General features: G+C 38.1%; 11 protein-coding genes. 8 read left to right on the forward strand and 3 right to left on the reverse strand.

The window, feature by feature from the left end; translation table 11 throughout:
• Nucleotides 1-39: 39 nt before the first annotated feature.
• Nucleotides 40-831, reverse strand: a complete 792-nt coding sequence (locus tag AOM43_RS01355) for a class I SAM-dependent methyltransferase (RefSeq protein ID WP_006339904.1) — start codon at nucleotides 829-831, stop codon at nucleotides 40-42.
• A 235-nt stretch (nucleotides 832-1,066) separates the two neighbouring features.
• On the opposite strand from AOM43_RS01355, the gene rpsO reads away from it, so the two are divergent.
• The 8 genes from rpsO to AOM43_RS13370 all read left to right on the forward strand — a co-directional run bounded on the left by rpsO (nucleotide 1,067) and on the right by AOM43_RS13370 (nucleotide 15,859).
• Nucleotides 1,067-1,336: a 30S ribosomal protein S15 gene (gene rpsO, locus AOM43_RS01360; protein ID WP_006339906.1), complete on the forward strand. Its 270-nt coding sequence runs from the start codon at nucleotides 1,067-1,069 to the stop codon at nucleotides 1,334-1,336.
• Nucleotides 1,337-1,632: 296 nt separating this feature from the next.
• Complete coding sequence (gene pnp / locus AOM43_RS01365) at nucleotides 1,633-3,717, forward strand: polyribonucleotide nucleotidyltransferase (protein ID WP_006339911.1); 2,085 nt, start codon at nucleotides 1,633-1,635, stop codon at nucleotides 3,715-3,717.
• 125 nt (nucleotides 3,718-3,842) lie between these two features.
• A complete protein-coding gene (locus AOM43_RS01370; RefSeq protein ID WP_059358719.1) occupies nucleotides 3,843-6,431 on the forward strand; it encodes a hypothetical protein in 2,589 nt (862 codons plus the stop codon).
• A 127-nt stretch (nucleotides 6,432-6,558) separates the two neighbouring features.
• Nucleotides 6,559-9,087 carry a hypothetical protein gene (locus AOM43_RS01375; protein ID WP_059358720.1) on the forward strand — a complete coding sequence of 843 codons (2,529 nt, stop codon included), beginning with the start codon at nucleotides 6,559-6,561 and terminating at the stop codon, nucleotides 9,085-9,087.
• A gap of 74 nt (nucleotides 9,088-9,161) precedes the next feature.
• Nucleotides 9,162-10,967, forward strand: coding sequence for a universal stress protein (locus AOM43_RS01380; protein ID WP_059358721.1), 1,806 nt, complete (start codon nucleotides 9,162-9,164; stop codon nucleotides 10,965-10,967).
• A gap of 76 nt (nucleotides 10,968-11,043) precedes the next feature.
• Nucleotides 11,044-13,365, forward strand: a complete 2,322-nt coding sequence (locus AOM43_RS01385; RefSeq protein ID WP_059358722.1) for a hypothetical protein — start codon at nucleotides 11,044-11,046, stop codon at nucleotides 13,363-13,365.
• 194 nt (nucleotides 13,366-13,559) lie between these two features.
• Nucleotides 13,560-15,452: a hypothetical protein gene (locus AOM43_RS01390; RefSeq protein WP_059358723.1), complete on the forward strand. Its 1,893-nt coding sequence runs from the start codon at nucleotides 13,560-13,562 to the stop codon at nucleotides 15,450-15,452.
• A 236-nt stretch (nucleotides 15,453-15,688) separates the two neighbouring features.
• A complete protein-coding gene (locus AOM43_RS13370; RefSeq protein ID WP_013924640.1) occupies nucleotides 15,689-15,859 on the forward strand; it encodes a hypothetical protein in 171 nt (56 codons plus the stop codon).
• Nucleotides 15,860-15,903: 44 nt separating this feature from the next.
• On the opposite strand, the gene AOM43_RS01400 is transcribed toward AOM43_RS13370, so the two are convergent.
• Both AOM43_RS01400 and AOM43_RS01405 read right to left on the reverse strand, forming a co-directional pair.
• The gene (locus tag AOM43_RS01400; RefSeq protein WP_226987351.1) at nucleotides 15,904-18,861 is read right to left on the reverse strand and encodes a hypothetical protein; all 2,958 of its coding nucleotides are present in this window, start codon (nucleotides 18,859-18,861) and stop codon (nucleotides 15,904-15,906) included.
• A 203-nt stretch (nucleotides 18,862-19,064) separates the two neighbouring features.
• Complete coding sequence (locus AOM43_RS01405) at nucleotides 19,065-20,225, reverse strand: hypothetical protein (RefSeq protein WP_226987352.1); 1,161 nt, start codon at nucleotides 20,223-20,225, stop codon at nucleotides 19,065-19,067.
• Nucleotides 20,226-20,331 lie beyond the last annotated feature (106 nt).

Below are 20,331 nucleotides of genomic sequence, written 5' to 3' on the forward strand. Positions count from 1 at the left end.
AAACTATAATCTAAAAACTTTCGATCATATCTTAATTAATTACCTTCCTTTCTTTCGCGCAATTAATGTGAGAAACAATGGAAATTCATCACGACTTCGATTCTCCATCTTTGCCATTTTTCCTTCACTGACTTTATCGGAACACCACTCTTCTAAAAATTCAGTGACAAATCCTGCTTCATGTAACCAGCGTGTATAAGAGGATAAAGGATAATGGAAAGACCAAGTTTCAGAAGATTTACTTCCCTCACTAGGATGCGCTTGAATTGGGATTCTTTGAGCCGAGGCATAAGAATCTAGACGTCTGTACTGCAGCTTTTTGTTTTCATCGACACCCCAAGACGACTGCCGCGGAATCCGAAAGCATGGATGGTTCATCACAATGATAAAAAGCCCATCCTCTGCTAAAGCAGCGGATACATTCTTAAATACCAAGTCGGGTCTTTCAATATTTTGCACAGCTAAAATAAGCGTGGCATGTGAAAATTTTTTTTGGTCTACTTGATAGGGTTTAATGGCATCCCCCACCAAATATTCATGCCGCGGATTATGATCCAACTGTTTCGCAGCCTTGACAAAAGAAGGCGCGATATCAATTCCGACATAACTGATTTTTTCAGGTAGATGGCGGGCCAAAATTCCTTGTCCACAAGCGACATCTAAAATGGATGAATTCTCGTTTAGATTGAGAAGATTCAACAACTTTGGTAAAATTACAGATTGATGATAATAATGCCCTTCTTTACCGACTGCCTGATGGTACCATTTACTGACAGGTTCCCAAGAAGTAGAAGGTTTTTTAGGGCGGGATTTTGATGGCTTTGATTGCATAAGACTCCTTGCGTTAGCAAAGTCAAGAAATGAAGCAATGAGATTATCGATTCCAGAGTTTTTTGTCGACAATTTGGGTAGAACTGAATAAAGCTTGTAGAATTGTTCATTCCTAGCGCAAAAGTTTTTACCCTTGATTTATAAACAAGGCTCACGTATAATAGCCTTTTAATGCAAAGTAAATGATGTTGAAAATAGTAGCCTTTTTCGGCTTTAACAATGGGAGATCTGCTAAATGTCTCTAGACCAAGGTACAAAAGAAGAAATTACAAAGAAGTTCCAACTTCACGAAAAGGATACGGGATCAGCTGATGTTCAAATCGCAATTCTCACAGAAAGAATTACTGAATTGACTGAACATTTGAAAAGAAATCCAAAAGATCACGGCTCGCGATTGGCGCTTCTTAAGCTTGTCGGCCAACGAAGGCGTTTATTGGATTATCTAAACTCAACCGATACTGTTCGGTACCAAAATTTGATTACAAAATTAAAATTGAGAAGATAATAGCGATTTTGTTAAGGCAGCATTAGCTGCCTTTATCATTTAAACTAGGGGGGGAATAGAAATCAGAAATCGATCTTCAACAAGCTTTTGAGGTTTGTTTTCTGAATTCTATATATAACAGATTCCCCTTCCACAATTCCAGCTCCTTGACTGGGAGTTATGGATCTAATCAATCAGCCAGCTCAAAATGGCCAACCATTTTGACGCATAGCCTTCTTTTAGGACTTCATCCTCATCCTCATCGTTCAAAATCACAGGAACATGCGGAGATATAACATTTAGGAGATTAGATGAATATGGAACGACGCACAACACGAGTCAAAGTCGGTGAACAAGAAATTGTTTTCGAAACCGGAAAAATCGCACGTCAAGCAAATGGAGCTGTTTTGGTCCGCTCTGGAGAGACCATTTTGTTCAACACAGCTTGCGCTGATTACGACCTAGCTCCTGGTGAAGATTTTCTCCCCTTAAGAGTTGACTACCAAGAAAAATTCTCTTCAGCAGGAAAAACAGTTAGTGGATTTATTAAACGAGAAGGACGCCCTTCTGAAAAAGAAACATTGGTATCAAGACTGATTGACCGCCCCCTTCGCCCAATGTTTGAAAATGGCTATTATAACGAAACACAAGTTCTTTCTTATGTCTGGTCCTATGATGGCGTAAACGCTCCAGAACCTTTAGCGATTTGCGGAGCTTCTGCTGCTTTAGTTATTTCGGATATCCCCCTCATTAAGCCAGTAGGTGCAGTACGCGTAGGCTTAATTGGTGGAAAGTTTGTGGTTAACCCAACTGTTGAACATCAAAAGAAATCCAAACTCGATCTCATTCTCGCAGGAACAGAAGATGCCGTTTTAATGATCGAGGGATATTGCGATTTCTTAACAGAAGAACAAATTTTAGAGGCCATTGAAATCGGTCACCAGGGAATTAAAGCCATTTGCGAAACACTTCTCGCATGGCAAAAAGAACTTGGAAAGCCTAAAACATTGCACACACTACGCCCTCTCCCACAAGATGTATTCCATTCCGTGGAAGAAATTGCAAAACCACTACTTGAGCAAGCTTTACGCATCAAAGAAAAGCAAAAAAGAGAAGAGGCCTTGGGAGCAGTCAAATCTGCTGTTCAACAAAAACTTCTTCCGGAAGATGGTGAGCCTCTTTTCCCGGCTAAAGATGTGGCCACAGCTTTAAAAGAAGTTTCTTCTAAATACATGCGTGAAATGATCTTGAATGAGAACGTACGCAGTGATGGAAGAACATCCATCAACATTCGCCCGATTGATATCGAGCAAGGAATCCTTCCTCGTGCACACGGCAGCTCTCTATTCACACGTGGTGAAACACAGAGCGTATCCGTTTGCACATTGGGTGGTGAAAGCATGGCCCAAAGATTTGAAGATCTTGATGGCGAAGGCAGCCGCACGTTCTATCTTCAATACTTCTTCCCTCCATTTTCTGTCGGAGAAGTCGGACGCATTGGATCTCCTGGACGTAGAGAAGTCGGTCACGGCAAGCTAGCGGAGCGCGCTCTTCAAGCTATTTTGCCTCCTAAAGAAGCTTTTCCTTATACCATTCGTTTAGAATCTAACATCACAGAATCGAATGGATCTTCTTCCATGGCAACCGTGTGTGGTGGGTGCCTAGCTATGATGGAAGCCGGCGTTCCAGTTAAACGTCCAGTTGCAGGAATTGCAATGGGCCTCATTCTAGAAAATGAGCGATTCATCATTTTATCTGATATTTTGGGAATTGAAGACGCTCTCGGCGATATGGATTTCAAAATCACAGGTGATGCAGAAGGAATTACAGCCTTCCAAATGGACATCAAAGTGGAAGGAATCACGCCATCGATTATGAAAGCGGCGTTAGAGCAAGCGAAAAAAGGACGTATCCACATTCTCGGAAAAATGTTAGAAGTATGCCCAACACATAAAGAAGAGATGTCTGTTTATGCTCCACGCATCGAAACAATGCAAATCAAACCTAGTAAAATTGCAACGGTCATTGGACCTGGCGGAAAACAAATTCGTGCCATTATTGAAGCGAGTGGTGTCGAAATTGACATTAATGACGATGGATTGATCAGCATTGCCTCTTCCAACCTAGAAGGAATTGAAAAAGCCAAAGCGATGATCGTCGGCTTAACTTCGGATGTTGAAATTGGGAAAGTTTACACAGGTAAAATTGCTAACATTGCCCCATTTGGAATCTTTGTGGAAATTCTTCCTGGAAAAGAAGGTCTTTGCCACATTTCCGAATTTGATAACACACGCATTAATAACTTGAATGATTATGTCAAAATTGGTGACATGATTACAGTTAAAGTTCTCGAAATTAATGAACGTGGCCAATTAAAACTTAGCCGAAAAGCGACGTTATAATCCCACCTTACGGTTCGTTTTTGAATTGATAAAAGCACTCAGAAATGAGTGCTTTTTTTTTCTTTATCTTTTCTTAACAGGCTTACGATACAATGATTTGCAATTGTTAAAATAAGGATTCTTATATGACAAGCTCAAGCTCGAATGTGCATTTTTCAGCAGCTACCACCTCAGTACCTTTGACAGAAAAGGGTAAAAAACCGCGCAGTAAATTTTTTACTGTATGCATTACCATTTTAAAATCTCCTTTCACTTTCTTTCATGCAGCTTGTTTCTGGAAAAAAAGATCTGTTAAGCTCTCTCCTACGCAAAAAACGACCATCCAAGAAATTCATAAAGATCCGGCTTATCTCCAAACCAAACAGATACGCCCCACTTTCGCAACCCCCAAAGAAGATACCGCCGCTGCCTCTGAAAAAAATGTTGCCGCAAAACCTAAAGAAGATATCGCCTTAGAAAAGCTGCGTCAATTCACACAAGATTTTTGCGTCCATTTTGCCGACAGCCTTTTTGATGAAAAATTAAAATCTCCTCTTAAAAGCATGAACCCCACGCCCGAAATGATTGATCGAGTCAATGGTGGGATAAAATTTTTCCTTGGTCATATTATTGATGCTACGACTAAGGCGCTTGACACAGTCGTTCAGTCTGATATTGGAAAAAATTTCAAGGAAATCGCAGAGAATAATAAGCGAGCAGATGAATTGGCAACAAAACTTTTCGCTTGGCTATTTAAAGACCAAGAAGGACGAAATCTCCGTGAAGAAATTGAGGAAAAACTAAATGATAAAACCATTGAGTTGGCTAAATTAAAGGGAATAGACATTCCTGAAAATGTTTCTTTTTTGGAAGATGGATATGCCGATAAAATCTTAAAGTGGGTATTTGAGTCCGACCATCGCGACTATTCGCAAGTGTTTCTTGGAAGCGACCCCTTAAAAAATGAATTACAAGGCCTTGTTGTCAATGCAGTCATCCAACTGCTTATCGAAAACAAAATTTCTTACTTCCAAGATAAAATTCAATATACCTTGCAAGACAAATTAGTCGATGTCGTTCGTGAACTTTTTACAAATTCAGCATCGAAAATCGGAGCAACTGTTGCTGATCGCTTAGCTTCCCAAATTAAAGCGGCCGATTACACTGGAACCTTTGACTCCATCTTGAATATTATCACTAAGCACACTGAAGCTTACATCGTAGCGGATAAAAAGGCTGAGAAATATCTCAAAAAAGCGAGAAAGGCAAAATCATTAAGAGCACATACCCCCGAAGAAGAACTCTCCAAGCAAGAATTTCTCAATGTTGCGACTGCCATCAAAGAACAAGGGAAAGATGCAGTCAAAAAACAACACATGGCGCTTTTTTTTGCTAATGAACATGCTTGTCATCCAACCATTACTAAAATGCTTATCGTTCCCGATGAAGCCCTAAGAGAAAACACCGCAAAGTCGGCAGAGAACAACTTGTACACGCACATATCAGCCGAATTATTCAAAGTTCTTTTGCCTTCATCCAATTTTGAAGGTGACCAAGAAAAAACAGGCCTAGAGCAAATTTGGGACATGCTTATTGACAAAACAAATTTACCTGATGAGCTTGAAAGTTTAGTGACAGAATTCAAAGAAACTTTCGTTAACTTTATGCACCAAGATCAGCTTGGAGATCTCGCCGGCATTCAAGATGCTTTCTTTTCCTTTACAAAAACATTAGCTTTGAGTACCGCTGAAGAGATTATTAAACAACAAATTTCAAACGGTGCACGAAAAATGGTCGAGATGCTCTCGAATCAGAATTCTCTGGAAGAGCTTCTCGCAATGCAAATTTTACCAACACTTTCAGACCAGTTTTTGGCTGCAAATGTTCGCCAAACAATTTTTAATTCTAAAAATATCAAAAAGATGGCCCCCCTCTTTCTAAGGGCTTCTCAATCTGGAAGTGAGACAGACGCTGTTAAACAAGACATTCAAAATACCATTTTTGAAATCAGCAAAAAGTCATTTAACTCTTTTGACATGCAAAAAATGGATCAGGCTGAGTTTACCAAAATTATCACACCCGTGATTGAGGAGATCGAAACACTTCTTCAAGTCACCCTACAACCAACAGACTCAGTAAAAGAAGTCATCACTATCATGCAAGAATACAATAAAGGGATTAAGGCTGATAGAAATTCGACTTATGGCAAACTCCTCATGCATGCGGGCTTTGGACTTAGCTCTTTAAAAATTTTTGGAGGAAAAAAGCTCTCGAAAATGCTACTCAGCATGTTCAAGGGACAAGTTAGCCAACAAATTAGCAATGCAGCTTATACAGGAAGTCACTCTTATGTTAAACCTCTCTATAACGCTTTAAGCTCAGCTCAAGAATCATTTGGAAGTAAAGATCAAGTCCAAAAATTGTTTTTTGGAGAGACCGCTCATTTGAGTGAAAAAAAACGAAAACAAAGACTTCAAAAAGAAATAGACAAAACCTCGCGACTTGCACATGATCTTTTAAGACAAGGTGTAAAAACTAACATAGGTTCTGCTGCACTTCTTTTTGTACCCTCATGCGACTCGATCAATCACGTCGTGACAGACTTTGTGCAAAAACTCTTACTAACAGATCCAGCTATCAATAAAAGCCTGATATTCCGCATTCAGAAAAGGGTTTTAGATGCCTTAAAAGCAGAGAATTCCCCCGAAATGGCAGACGATTCACATCCTACATAAAATAAGGGCTCATTCATGAGCCCTTAAATCCATTTTTTTTTATCATCGAATGAGATAACCTAATACAGAAAATGTTTTTCACTATCGAGAGTTCTTTTCTACTTGTGCATATCTAAAGGACAGTTTGATGAATATCCATCTTGACAACACGCAAAGTTCCACTTACATGGCCCCCGTCCCTAAGAAAAAATCCCCTCTTAGCAAAATCACAAATTTTTTCATTAATTTTTTTAAACGGTTTCTTCCCTCCATAAAACTTTCCAAAGAAGAGACGACTATACTCAAGCAAAGCTCCTATCTATTCAAAAAAAAAGCAACCGCCCCTTTCCCTTCTTCTGAATCAACAAATCCATCTCGTCCGGCTTCTCATCGCTTTTCTCTGCCTCCTTTCATCCAAAAAAACCACGATGTCGTCCCTTTTGCCGACTATGATCCTTCTCTTGTGGCAATGCGGAATTTTTTCAGTCATTTTACTTCACATGTCATGGAATGTTATTACGATAAATATTTCAAAAGATCGACTGAAAACATGAGCGGGCAAGCTGTACTTTTACAAGAATACCTGCGTGTTGGTGCTATCTTAGTTGTTCAATTAGGGAATAAAACTTCTAAAATTGTGGATGATTTGAAGAAAAACACAACGCGCATCGAGGAAATGGTGACTAAAAATCGCTCTGAAATCGACTCTTCGCTAGAGCAAATTTTCCACTGGTTAATTGAAGGAGAAACAAAAGAATCCATCTTTACCCATTCTTTGGTGCGTTTAAATGAAATTGCCATTCCTCCTAACCAAAATTTAAAAGAACACTATCTTTCTCCTATTCTAGACTGGATTTTTAATCCGACTCATACAAATACTCAAGTTAAAGCGGCTAAGGAAAATCATGCGAAGACTTTCGACGATGTTCTTCAAGAAATCGTCGTGCTTTTGTTAGAGAAAAAAATCGACTCCTATCTCAATCTAATGGTCGCCACTATGGGAGAAAAAAAGCTTCCTCAGCTTGTTCAAGCTTCTCTTTCCCAAGTGTCAAAAAAGGTTTCGGACATTTGTAGCAATCAGCTGGCCCATTTGATCAGTCGAACAGACTATCCTAAAGCCTATGATCGTGTTTTTAATCAGCTGAGCGACCATGTCGCCGCCCTAATTCAAGTGAAAGAACGAGCAGAAGCAGAGCTAGATAAAGCTTCAATTGAAGATAAAGCTTTGCTTAAAAAAAATAGCCGTAAAAAGAAGCTTGCCCGCATCGAAAAACATTTTGCAAAGGATGACAAAGTTTGCCATCCGACAATTACAAGCATAATTTCAAGTAAAAAAAAGGGGCTTGTCAATCCATCTTCTTTTAACGAAATTAAGTTTTATTCCTCTGTTACAGAACGCTTACTCGAACTCATTTGCCCTTCTAAGGTTATGTATAGCCCCGAAGGATTTATTATCGAAAGAGATGGAATTGTGGATCTTTTCTACCAGGCAGTGCCAGCCATCCCAGAAGAATTTAAAACGCTCATTGATAAAGGAATTAGTGTTTTCCAACAAATTATCCCTGCTGAAGCTCTTCGTCACGCTGAAAAAGCGAAAGGGCATACAGTCGCTAGTATAGAGAGAGTGATTTTAAGTGTCGCAAAGAAATTTGTGCGGGAAAAAATGATTGAAATAATGCGAGACATTGTGAATCGTCTTGTAAATCCAGAACAACGCACCGCTTTGATGGCTCAACACATTGTTCCCCAAATCAATGATTTTTTACTTCTACAGTACATGCAATCTTTTTTTTCATCTCCAACAAGTATTCAGTTAATTGCAGAGGAACTTGAAACAACTCAAGAGAATGAAGTTCAACTAGTCAATCTAAAAGCGCTTCTTTTGGATTTATTTGAAAAAAACACATCTCAACAACGCAAGGAATTAGAAGAAAAGTTTAAAATTGGGTCCCAGCAATTTAACGAAATCTGTGAAGAATTGGTGACGGATATTCTCGCGGAAAGACAAAAGAATCCGGATCTGCTTGCCATCGATTGCCTAAACAAATACTTCGAATTTTCGGATGTCCCCCCAAAGGATATTTATGGAGATTTGATCATGAACCTTGTTTTTAAGATGGGCAAATTGAGCTTTTTATTGGGCATTGGATCATCACTCGCCCAACAATTTAGTAGTACAATCAACGAGAAAATCAATGGACTTGTGACCACGGCCTTGCATAGTTTCAGTTCTTCCCATCAAAAAGGAGTTGCGATGATCATTCAAGCCACGGAAAAAACGTATGGAACGACAGAACAAGTAAATGACCTTCTTTTTGCCCCAACTGAACCTCTTTTAAAAGAAGAAAATAAGCAAAAACTCACCCAGCAATTTGCACTGGCCGCTTTTCTGACACATGCTCTAGTCAAACAAAATATGGTAACTGGTGTTGGTATCGTTGTCCCTGCGGCTCAAGAAATACAAAATGCGATTACAAGAACATACAACACTTTTTTCGAAAGTGAATTGACTACCAAAAGCCTACTTTTTAATCTTTTCGAAATTGCTCTTAACGCTCTTTCCGAAGCCAAAGCAACGATCCAATCTGAACAAGATGTGGAGAAAGCCAAAACGATATCCCCTAAAAAAGATGACGTTGTGTTAGACAGAAATCCAGAGGAGACTAAAGACAAATAGGATTGGCAAAAAAGGATAAAAGTTTGATAACTATCTTTTTAGATGCAAGCCATTAAAAGGAGCTCTTTAAAGATATGTTCACGTCTCTCACTATGCGCCCGCGGAACGTTAATGCTTACAGATCCGCTGCTATTCTTTATGGAGATTGGGGCACAAGTAAGGCCTATGTCCTTGGCTTAGCTTTTGCCCTAGCCTCTTATGGATCCTTCTGGCTCATCCTTTCGGTCAGTTGTCTCAATATTTTGGTGGGCATCAATTATATGACGATTTGCCGCTATTATCCAAATGGTGGTGGTGTTTATGCAAGTGTCCGGAGTCAATCGGAAATCTTAGCACTCGTAGGAGCCTTTTTTTTAATTGCAGATTATCTTGTCACGGCCGCCTTAAGTGCTTTATCTGCTTTTAATTATCTAGGTGTCTCGAATCCTGAACATTGGGCTGTCGGATCAATTGTGGCGATTGGAGCGCTCAATTTTTTAGGCCCCAAATACACGGGAAGTCTTGCAGCCCTTATATCACTCCCCACAGTCTTAGTGGTCATTGCCCTGGGATTGCTGAGCCTTCCTTTTTTACCAACTGCCATTCAACATGTACAGCCCCTTTCTCCCCATTTTAGTGTGAATTGGGATCACTTCGTCGGAATTATTGTCGCTCTGTCAGGTATAGAAGCGATCGCAAATACGACGGGAGTCATGCCACTGAATGCGGGTTGTGATGAAAAACATCAATGCGTCTCTAATACATCTACACCAGCCATCTTTTGGGTCATGCTCGAAGTCAGCTTTTTCACCGCCTTATTTGGTTTAGCCATGATGGCTCTTCCAGGTCTGCACGTTTCTGGTAATGAAGTGTATAATGCCACTGGATCCGAAATTCGAGATTCGATGTTGCGGTATATGGGAACCTATTTCAGCTCGGCTTACTTTGGTCCTGAGATAGGCCAATTATTTGGTGCAGCGATTGGAATTGTTTTTTTCGTTCTTCTTTTATCTGCTGTGAATACAGCGATTGTTGCATTAGTTTCTTTATTTTTTGTGATGTCTCGTGATGGCGAGCTACCTTTTGCTTTTCAAAAACTCAATCTTTTTGGCGTACCTAATCTCCCTTTATTTCTGTCCATTACAATTCCAGCCTTTCTCGTTTTTTATTTTAAAGATGTGGCAGAACTTGCCAATTTATACGCCGTAGGATTTGTTGGAGCCATTGCAACCAATTTAGGGTTTTCCTCTCTCAATTGGAATCTCGATATGCAACGAAGAGAACGGATCTTCATGTTTATCACTTTTTTGATCATGGCCGCCATCGAATGCACACTATTAATCGACAAGCCAAATGCACGCAATTTTGTCATTACAATTGTTGCAGTAGGCCTTCTTTTAAGGGGATGGGTCGTTGAAAGTCAGCAAAAAAAATGGAAAGAACGAAAAGCTCCCCTAGACAAGGCTATTTTGGAAGAGGCTCCTATCGCCCCTTCTCCTGAAGGTTCTATTCTTTGTGCCGTTACTCATATAGGAAAATCTCTGCAATTCGCCATTCATGAATGTAATCAAAATAAACAAACCCTCTGTCTTTTATTCATTCGTGAACAGCAGGTGATCACCGAAGAAGATCGGCATCGCTATTGGCTCGAGGATGAAGATGCTTGTGAAATTTTTGACTACGCCAAAGAACACCTCGAAAGTGGAAAAGTTCACTTCATTTATGTTGTAAGTGATTCTCCCGCTGCAACGATTTTAGAGACAACTAAAAAATATCAATCTACGCGCCTTGTATTAGGAATGCCTAGAAGTAATAAATTTTTCCAATTCATTCGAGGTAATATCATCCAGGAAGTTGGTAAAAATCTTTCTGAGGAAATTGAATTACTTGTAATTTGTTAAAATCTCACTCTTAATACAATCTTTATTAAAAAAAGTTAAAATACGCTTTAATTCAATTTTATTAAGAGATTGTATCATGAATACTCCACCCATCAATTCTTTCTCTGCACCTAAAACCTCTGGACATCTTCCCCCTCCAAAAACTCCAAAAAAAAGTATTATTTCTAAAATATTTCGCGTTCTTCTTTTTTGGAAAAAAACAGATCGATTCCTAGAAAAAAATGCTGGATTGATTCGCGCTTCTAATCAGCTTTTAAATCGAGCAAAGGTCATTCACACACCGCAAACCCAAAGCAGTAAAGGACATTTTTCAGCAACACCCATCACTGAAAAAAATTCGGGATCTGAAATTGATTTTTTCGAAATACGGGATAGGGGTTTCTCTCCGGCTCTTTCAAATCTACAGCTCTCTGCCTATGGTTTGATGGAAAAAGTTTTCGAATGCCTCAATGAAAAATATGGCACAGAAGCTATCGATTTAAATAAATTCTCAACAGTTTTTTCTTATCTAAAAGTGCTTGCCAAAGTTTTGGTTCAAACAACAAACCAAGCTTCACCACTGCTTCAAGCAATGGAAGAAGGAAAAATGCCCACACTGAAAAGTGCGTTAAATCGAGATGATGTTTCCAATTCCCTTAGAAAAGCGTTTAGCTGGCTCATTGATCCCACCTACCAGCAAGAAGACATCCACAACACTCTGAAACAACGATTGGCCCGACTTCCCATACCTGCTGACCAGGATTTAGAGACACATTACTTGACCCCCATTCTCGATTGGGCTTTTCAATCTGACCGCACACAAGTCCCACATGCGTTACGTGCAGATTTTCAGCATACAACTTTTAATCTAGTTTTTGAAGAACTGGGAACGCTCTTGCTTGAAAAGAAAATTGATTCACTGGATCACATCTTAAAAACAGCATTAGGACCTTCTTCTTTATCTGCAGTTGTCGAAAAATTTCTCCGTGAAAATTTTCTAATCTTTGGACAAATTGTGAGCGATCGAGTTGCTGACCTTGTTCATCATTCGGATTATCCGTTGGCTTTCGACCAAGGTTTAGAAATTATTAATAATCATCTGAGAGCACAAATTGAATCTACAACAACTGAAGAATTTGCTAAGAATCCGCACTGTCACCGCACCATTAAATCCCAAGAAGTCGACAAGAATCCAAATGCTGAACAAGCTTTTGTTGCTTCGATGGTGGATAAGGTCTATGACTTAGTCTTTCCTCAAACCGAAGAGGAAAATCCTTTTGCCATTTTCTGGAAAGAAAAGCAAATCCCTCAGGAATTTCAAACGTTGATCGACGAACTAAAAAATTTATTAAACCAAATTTTATCTCCAACAGTTTATGAAAATTTAATGCTCAATAAAGGCAATCTAGAATCTTTACTTGGAAGAATTGTCAGACAATTTATTGAAGCACATATCAAAAAACAAATGAAAATTCAAATTCATCAGTTTTTGAAAAAACTCTCCAATACTGATCAATTCGAAGCTTTGATGGTTCAGCACGTTTTTCCTCTAGTCAATGGACAACTTCTTCAAACTGCCTTTTTCCAAAAATTGGACAATCCAGAATGTCTTGAAATTATCTCAGAAGACATTCAACAATTTGACTTTCGTACCTCCCTCGAACCTCTTCAAAAACGAATGGCAGCCTATTTTCTTCAATGGAGTGATTCTGAATTTAATTTTCCCGAACTTTCAGAAGAGATGAAAGAAACAGGCGCCATGTTAGCTGCGGAGCAAATTCTACAATTTTTACAAGAAACAGAAGAAGCTGATCACGCCCTTTCAATTCCAGAAAGATTAAATAAATTTTACAGCCCTGATTATGGCAGAGTGAATAAAAAAATTTACGGCGATATTGCTGGAAATATTTTGTTTGAGATTGGAAAACTAGACGAAAAAATGCTCAAAAAAAAGCTGGGCACAATCGGAACTTATAACCTTTTCCAGTATGGAGCAAAAAAACTGATTCCGATTGTGCAAAATAACCTGACACATACACTCAGTCAAAGCTTAGCGCCTTACAGTGAATCACCCGATGCCGTCTGTCAAATTGCAGCAAAAGCGATCGACAAAAAGTTTAAAACAACCCAGGATGTTGCCAATACATTTTTCTCAAAATCCGCTGTTTCTGACGGAAATCCGACAAAACTTCAGGATCAAATTGAACTGTCCTCTAGGCTTGTCTATGCTTGTGTCAATGGCTACATTTCTATTAATGCAGCCAAACTGCCACTCGAGATAGTGCGAGAATCTATTCAAGAAATTTACAAAAAATGTGTAACAGATCCTGCTCAAGTTAAAAGTTTGGCATTCACAGTCGCTGAATTAGCTGTACATACTTTCCAAAATGCGGCTAAACGAATCGATCACACAGCCTAATTATCTTTCTTCTTTGCCTTTCTCGTATCCTAATGAGAAAGGCTTTTTTTCTCTCTCATCCCTTTTATTTTTTGAAATTTTTCTTTTGAATCTCTTGAGATCTATTTTCAAATCGGATAGAAAATAGATCTCATTCAACACAAAAATCTACAACTGCAACCGTCCATAATAACTCATTAATTAAGAGGTGAAGAATGCAAGCCGACGCCATCGCACATAATAGAACGCGAACCCTGAACACTGTTGATCCATTAGATATGGTCACATTAGAGAATTTAGATCAACCTCTTCCTATTCAACCTGGCACACTTCAGGGCAGAACCGTGACAATGAATTGGAAAACAGCTCAGGCCTTGGCAATTGCCACTCTAGCAGCAGCCACAATTGTATTTAAAGTTTATAACATCACCCACTGGGAATCAAATCCTCTCGATGTAATCGCCAATATAGGACTCGGATTCGAAGCTCGACTTCTCTTACCTCATCTCGTTTCGGAAGATAATCTCAAATCTATCATGAATTTCACCCAAAGATATTCGTTGGATGCAGTGATGGTTCTCACGCAATTTTACCTAAATGCGCCGAGTTCCATTCCTTTGCTTGCACTAAACCAATCAGTTTTAACCTTCTTCAATAGTCTGCTGGGTGTTATAACAACGGATAGCCTTATTACAGCCTTTACGCTTAAACAAGGCGATCTCGATAATTGGGGTTCTCACTCAGATAAACCCCTTCCCTTATTATCTGGAGATGCTCAAAATTGGAAACATTTCCTCCTTTACACAGCCTTAAAAGTATCAGGATGTGTAAGCTTACTTATCCCAAAAGATAAATATAATTTTTTACAAGCTAGTGGAACCTTTCTAGGGGCAAACGCTTGTGGAGCAATTCTTTCCTTTCTTGCACATAAATACACAAAAAAAGAGGATAAACGTGTCAAAAGCCTTGGAGATCCGCACGAAAAACCCTCATGGCTCGCACGGGCATTAAAAAACTTTGCAACTTTCAATAAGGTGACGCATCCTATTGTCATTGCCTTTACAAATGCTTTGCTCCCTAAATTTATTTCTGAATTTAACGCAGATATTGGTATTGCAGGTTTCTTAAGTGGTTTTAATAGTCAACAACAAAAAGTGCTTTTTCAGCAGTGCCTTGGAACATCTCAAGATAATCATGAGCGGCAGACAAGTACTGCAGACCGTGACCCCTCATCATATCCATACCTAAGAACCTATAATGGAGAAGCATATATTCCTGTACCCACTGATGATGTAAGAACAGCAAGCATCGTTAAAATTGGGTATCAACACTTGAGTGATGATTTTGTAGATGAAGAATTGGAAGAGGAGAGATCTGATGATGAAATACTATCGACCTCATCGAGCCGAGTCGTCACCCATTTAACCGAGGATTCATTAGAAGTTTCCTTGTCAGAGGTAAGTCCTCCACAAAACGCTCCTTCAATCATGCAACGCGTTTTTAAAAGCTTCAAAACAACAGCTGCAAAGGTTAAAAATTATGCCAAACTGCGCATGAAAGAAATTGGGATGACCGCGCTATTTACCGCAGCCACTTTATTTTTTACCATTTGGGGATTATCATTTGATAATGCAAGCGAGCGAGATATCATTTCGGGCATTTGTATTGTGGGAGGCATGTTTTTATCCTATATTTTTACTCTGATCATTTCTGCAAAATTTGATCCGCAAAGCTCGCAAACAAATCGACAAATTGAACCTTCTCAATCAGCGTTAAAAAGATTGACTAATCTCGTAATGAATGCGACAAAAAATACCATCTTTGAAAAAACGATTGTTGACCCATACATGTGGGTATATTTTTTCTTGCTATTGAGTTCTCTCCGTATAGGAAGTGATGATAAGGATTTTCAAGATTCCGATCTTGTTAAATACATCATGCAAAATTTTGCTTTAACCGCATATGGAGCAAACTGGGGCTTGAACAAAGTTAAGACAGATAGTCTCAATCGTCCTGACCGAGCAACTGCTTCTGTTATGGCGCTAAGCATTCTAGCCACCGTTGCCTATCTCCAAGCAATTAATTACTACAATCAACAAACCAGTTAATTTGGCTCTCAAACTTCGACCCTTTATTTTCAGGGTCGAAGATTTTCTAAGTCATTTATTTTTAATTCATTATAATACAACAAATTTACAAGACGCTTACAGTTAAATACTTATATAAACAATAATTCAAATTAAGACAAAACGAAATTAATCAATTCAATTATTTGATATATAATTAACAAATATGTTAAAAAATAAATGTGACCTTAATAATGCATCAAGCGAAGGAGAATCTTATGAAAACTCTTATCACCCGTTTTTTGACATTGTTTGTTGTCGTTACTGGATTTTGTGCAAGCATTCCAGATTCCGCATTTGCGATCCATTTTGGCCCCATTCCTGGTGCTGAAGAAGAAGGACACACCGGTGAGCATGAAAAACCTGAGGGTGAACACCCAGAAGAATAAATGCCATGTCCTCTGTAATTAACAATTACAGAGGACAAATTTTCCTAGTTGTCTAAAATTTTCATCAACATGAGGATTTGCCAATAAAGTAAATCTATGGAAGGCAAACCTGGATAAACCACTCTAAAATTTGCATTGCGATCACAACATCTAAATGTTACTTCATGAAAGTCGGTTTCTATAAATTTCTCTTCAACCCTTCTTGATTCCAAATTATAAAAAACATTTTGGAGATTAATTTCTTCTTCTCCGTCCTTTTCCGTTCCTCTTTCCTGATCAATGCATTGCTCTTCCAATTTCTCAATTTGTTTATAGTCACAATTCAAACTTATTAAAAAACGATATTCAACGTCTATAAGCGCCTCTCCGATGGAAAAAAATTTGTCCCAAGTCGAGCTCTTACCTCCATGCATGCTTTTTAAAATCTCTTCCATGTTCTCTTTGTACAATCGTTTACAATGACGGTATTGAGAAGAGTCATGAGCATTTCCTTCAAGTGCCAGTATTTTTTTTCGAATGCCATTTTTAATTTGAAAGAAAAAATCATAGAGAAATTTTCCTATTTCATCCTTATCTTTAGCTTGATAGCTCTCCCAAAGAGAAATGAAAATAGGATTATCAAAATAGGCTAAAAGATTGTTAAATAAACACAATTCATTGATATACTCTGGCTCTGATTCTGGCTCTATTTCTTTTCCTTTATCTGAATCTTGTTCTTTTTTTAAATCCAAATAATACATTTTAATTGGCTCAAATTCGTGACTTAAAAACATAGAAAAAATCCTCAAAATTTGACAAAGAGTCGGATCATGAGCCAATCTTTCCCTAGGAATATACAGAACGGCCTCCAAATTGAACGATTGAGGAATAGCAAGAGAAGGAAAAAATGTGAGAGACATTTGAAAATATTCTTCTTCAAACAAAGTTTTCCAACCGGTATCAACCCACATGCCACTTTGAGTAAGTTCTAATTTTCGAAGAACCTGACAGTGGTTCCTCGCCCAATCTTGCAACTGGTTAAAAATAGGTCCTTTTTGTTCAAAAGCCAAATAAATAAACGGATAAATATCCCCGGAAGCAATATGGGGATAGATGGCATATCGCAAACAATCATACAACATAAACTTTATTTCATTATGAGTAGCGTACGAGGACTGCGGAATAACTTTAGAAATCGAAACATCAATGAGATGTCTGACTTCATAAGAAAGAAAAAAAAATGCTCCAGGTTTATGGATAGCGTCGCGAACTTGCAATTTTGTGTGTATAAGACTTTTTTGGAAATTTTCTAAGGCAAAAATCTCGTTTTTGCTTAAATAATGCCAACTTAAAATATGGAACACGACATCTGCGGGTAGTGGGAAACCACAAAATTCCTTCATATCTTCAATCACTTTAACACAAAATAACAAATCAATTGCTTGATATCCTGCTCTCTCTGCTTCCAGATTTTGGATCATTAACCCCTTTTGAAAAAAAAGCAGCTGAATTTTTACTTTGGCGCTTTGCTGCATAGAAAATGCATATCCTCTTAAGAATTCATTGATTTTTCTTAAAGGACTCACCGAGGGTTTTGGATCGCTTATCGGACTTGAATTGCGGCGACTTTGGGTGACTTTAGAAAACGTATCTCGCAAAAACATTTCAGCACGACTATAGGAATTGCGTTGTTGTTTTCCATCATAAGATTTTGGGGCTTGCGCATGCAAAAAATGATAAAGATCTAACTTTTCTCTTGAACTCATTCTACAAATTCCCATCAGAATAACCTTTCGATTCTGAGGAGAAAATTCAGGGCAGACCCGAATGACATGAATAGTCAAGAGACATGCAAGAAGGAGATCGTAAAACCCTTGATTCTTATCATAAAGAATATATTCACCATTCTCTTGATAAGAAGAAGTTAAGTATTCGATTCTTCTAAATTGTTTTTCTAGAGTCATTTTAAAAGGAGCGTAATCAAACCGACCAATGTTCTGTTTAGGGATAATTTGATAATTCTTTAAAGTATCAGTAAAAAAATAAACAAACGTACTTCTTCTTTTCTCTTTTTGAATTTTACTTAATAAAAAATTTTTAACTTCAGTTAAATCCGCATATTCAAAAAATTCTTCAGATCCAAAATCGCTCAGCACGCATCGACAAAATTCCCGAAAGGTGGTGTCTTGCATATAGGCTTTAAATGAGAGATTTTCGGGAATTTGACCAACATGAATGACAAAGTCGGGCGACGTTTTAAAAAGAACATTCTTTTCGTTTTTCTCTAAAAAGTGAGAAAAATGATAGGTTTTAAAAAATTCATTAGCTAATTGAAAGATATTCGAAATTTGCCCTCCCCAAGCCTCACTTTCAGCCCATTTTGTCACGTGACTTTTCCAACTTTCATTTTGAGTAGGAAGTGGTAAACACTTCATTTCACTCAATTCTCGATCTAAAGCTTCATCTAATAGAGCTCCGCCGATGTGTTTAGAGGGCCCAAGGAGATCATAAATCCATTGAATTTTTGCAATATAATGATGTTTTAATCCTTTTGCATATTCATAAGGAGTCAGTTCCTCTCCAATCTTTTTAATTTCATTTAACCTGAGGCATTTTGCCTGTTCAAGTGGATAGGGCTGATAAGAAAGATACTGATTGATGATTCTAAAAGCCTGGGTATCTGTCGAAAAATACGCTTCTGTTCCATAGGCTGACATACTTCCCAAAAATGTGCGTTTCGAAGCATCCAGCTTTTTCCCTTTAGAAAGGTTTTCAAAGTAATTTTTATAGACATCTTTAAAACGTTCCTCTACTTCCCGATAACATTTTTCAATTGTTTTGTTGTTTAAAGTACTACCGATTAAAGGAATATTTATTCTTCCATAAATTCTTAAAAGATCAATGTTACTTTTGTTTCTCAGATAGGATAAGCTGATAGAAAATTCTTCTCTGTCTTTAATCTCTGTATAAAGTTTTTTCGCGAAGTTCGACACAATAGGCGATTGAGGCTCAAGCGCACCCATATTATCCTCCAAAAAGCGATTCAGGTAGAAAATAAAAAAGTAACAGACAAATTTTTGTTTGTCCACGCTGCCCTTTAAAGCCTATAAAGGGTGTTTTTTAATAACGAGAGAGGATATAACAACAGAAAAATTTTGAAATGGATGAAATGTAAGCCCTATTCTAGAATGAATAGAACCCACATTCGCAAATAAAGTGTTTTAATTTATGCGGACGGAGCAGTAACCACGATCACTTTTTTCATAATCTTTGACTTTTCAAGATAATCATAAAAATCCGAAGGACCCATTTTAGTTGGGTTGAATTTAAAATGCTTCATTGTGTTCGCAAGAAAGCCCCCTTCTTTCTTGGCCATTGCTTTTGACCATTTTGAGATAGTTTTCGCTCTTTGCTTAGGCTTAAGATCTTTGGTATCTAAAATCAATTGATCTAGACTTGTTTGCAGCTCAGGTTTTGCTTGAACCATTTTTTCCCATGCCTCTTTTCCTTCTGCTCGTTGATAGAGCTGTGCACAAAACATCGAACAAAAAAATGATTGCGGTTTTTTTCCTGACATCGAAATAAGCGCTTGAGTCGATTCCTCATAAATCATTCTAAAGACTCTGGCTTGTTCTTTATGTTTGAAACGGTAGCCTTTGGAAAAAATTGCTTTAAATGCACGTGGAAATGAAAATCCACTTTTCATATGGATTTGCTCTTCTGGTATGCTTTCCCCGGGTTCGCGAAGATAATCGACTTTGGGGCTTAATCGCAGACCAATTTTAGCGGCTTTCTCAGCCAAATTCACACATGCAGCTTCTTCTGGAGTGAAATTCACATAATAATATTCATTCTCATGCTCTTTTGTTAGAATATAACATTTATGATCGATTAAGCTGACAGTTCTTAAATTGGACTTTTTGGAAGGGGTCGCCTCACTCACCCATACATCGTCTTCAGTGACTTTTGTCACAATGAAAACGTGGTCAGTATCTGTGTTATTATGTGGATGTTTTCCTGCTAAACCCATCAGCCGAGAAATTTTCTGCAAGCGGACAATGCCTAATTCTACTGCGGTATCTGGATGCGCCCCTGGCAACATCAAAAAGACGATATCACCTTCTTTGAAGTTTTTAGCAAAAGCCCGCCTTTCCTCAAGAGTAACAGGAAATTTTACATGAGGACCACAGAGTTGTTCAACAGCCTTAACCTTCGTATCTAACCACTTAAATGTTTTATGAATAAAACCTTGTCTTGGTTGAGTGCATTGCTCCTTGAATAAAGATTGTTCAACAGTAGTGGATATTTTATTTGCGTGCGGATTTTTTAATTGTAATTTAGATACTATCTGATGAAATCCATGAGGAATTAAATTTATTTTTACCATGAAATAAGAATCCATATTTTTAAAAGAATTATCATAAAAAATGAAGATAGGAATTTATAAAGAACGTGGTATTATAAACAAATCCGATTCTTTGCTGGAAGATTTA

The organism is Parachlamydia acanthamoebae, from assembly GCF_000875975.1.
Lineage (GTDB): Bacteria > Chlamydiota > Chlamydiia > Chlamydiales > Parachlamydiaceae > Parachlamydia > Parachlamydia acanthamoebae.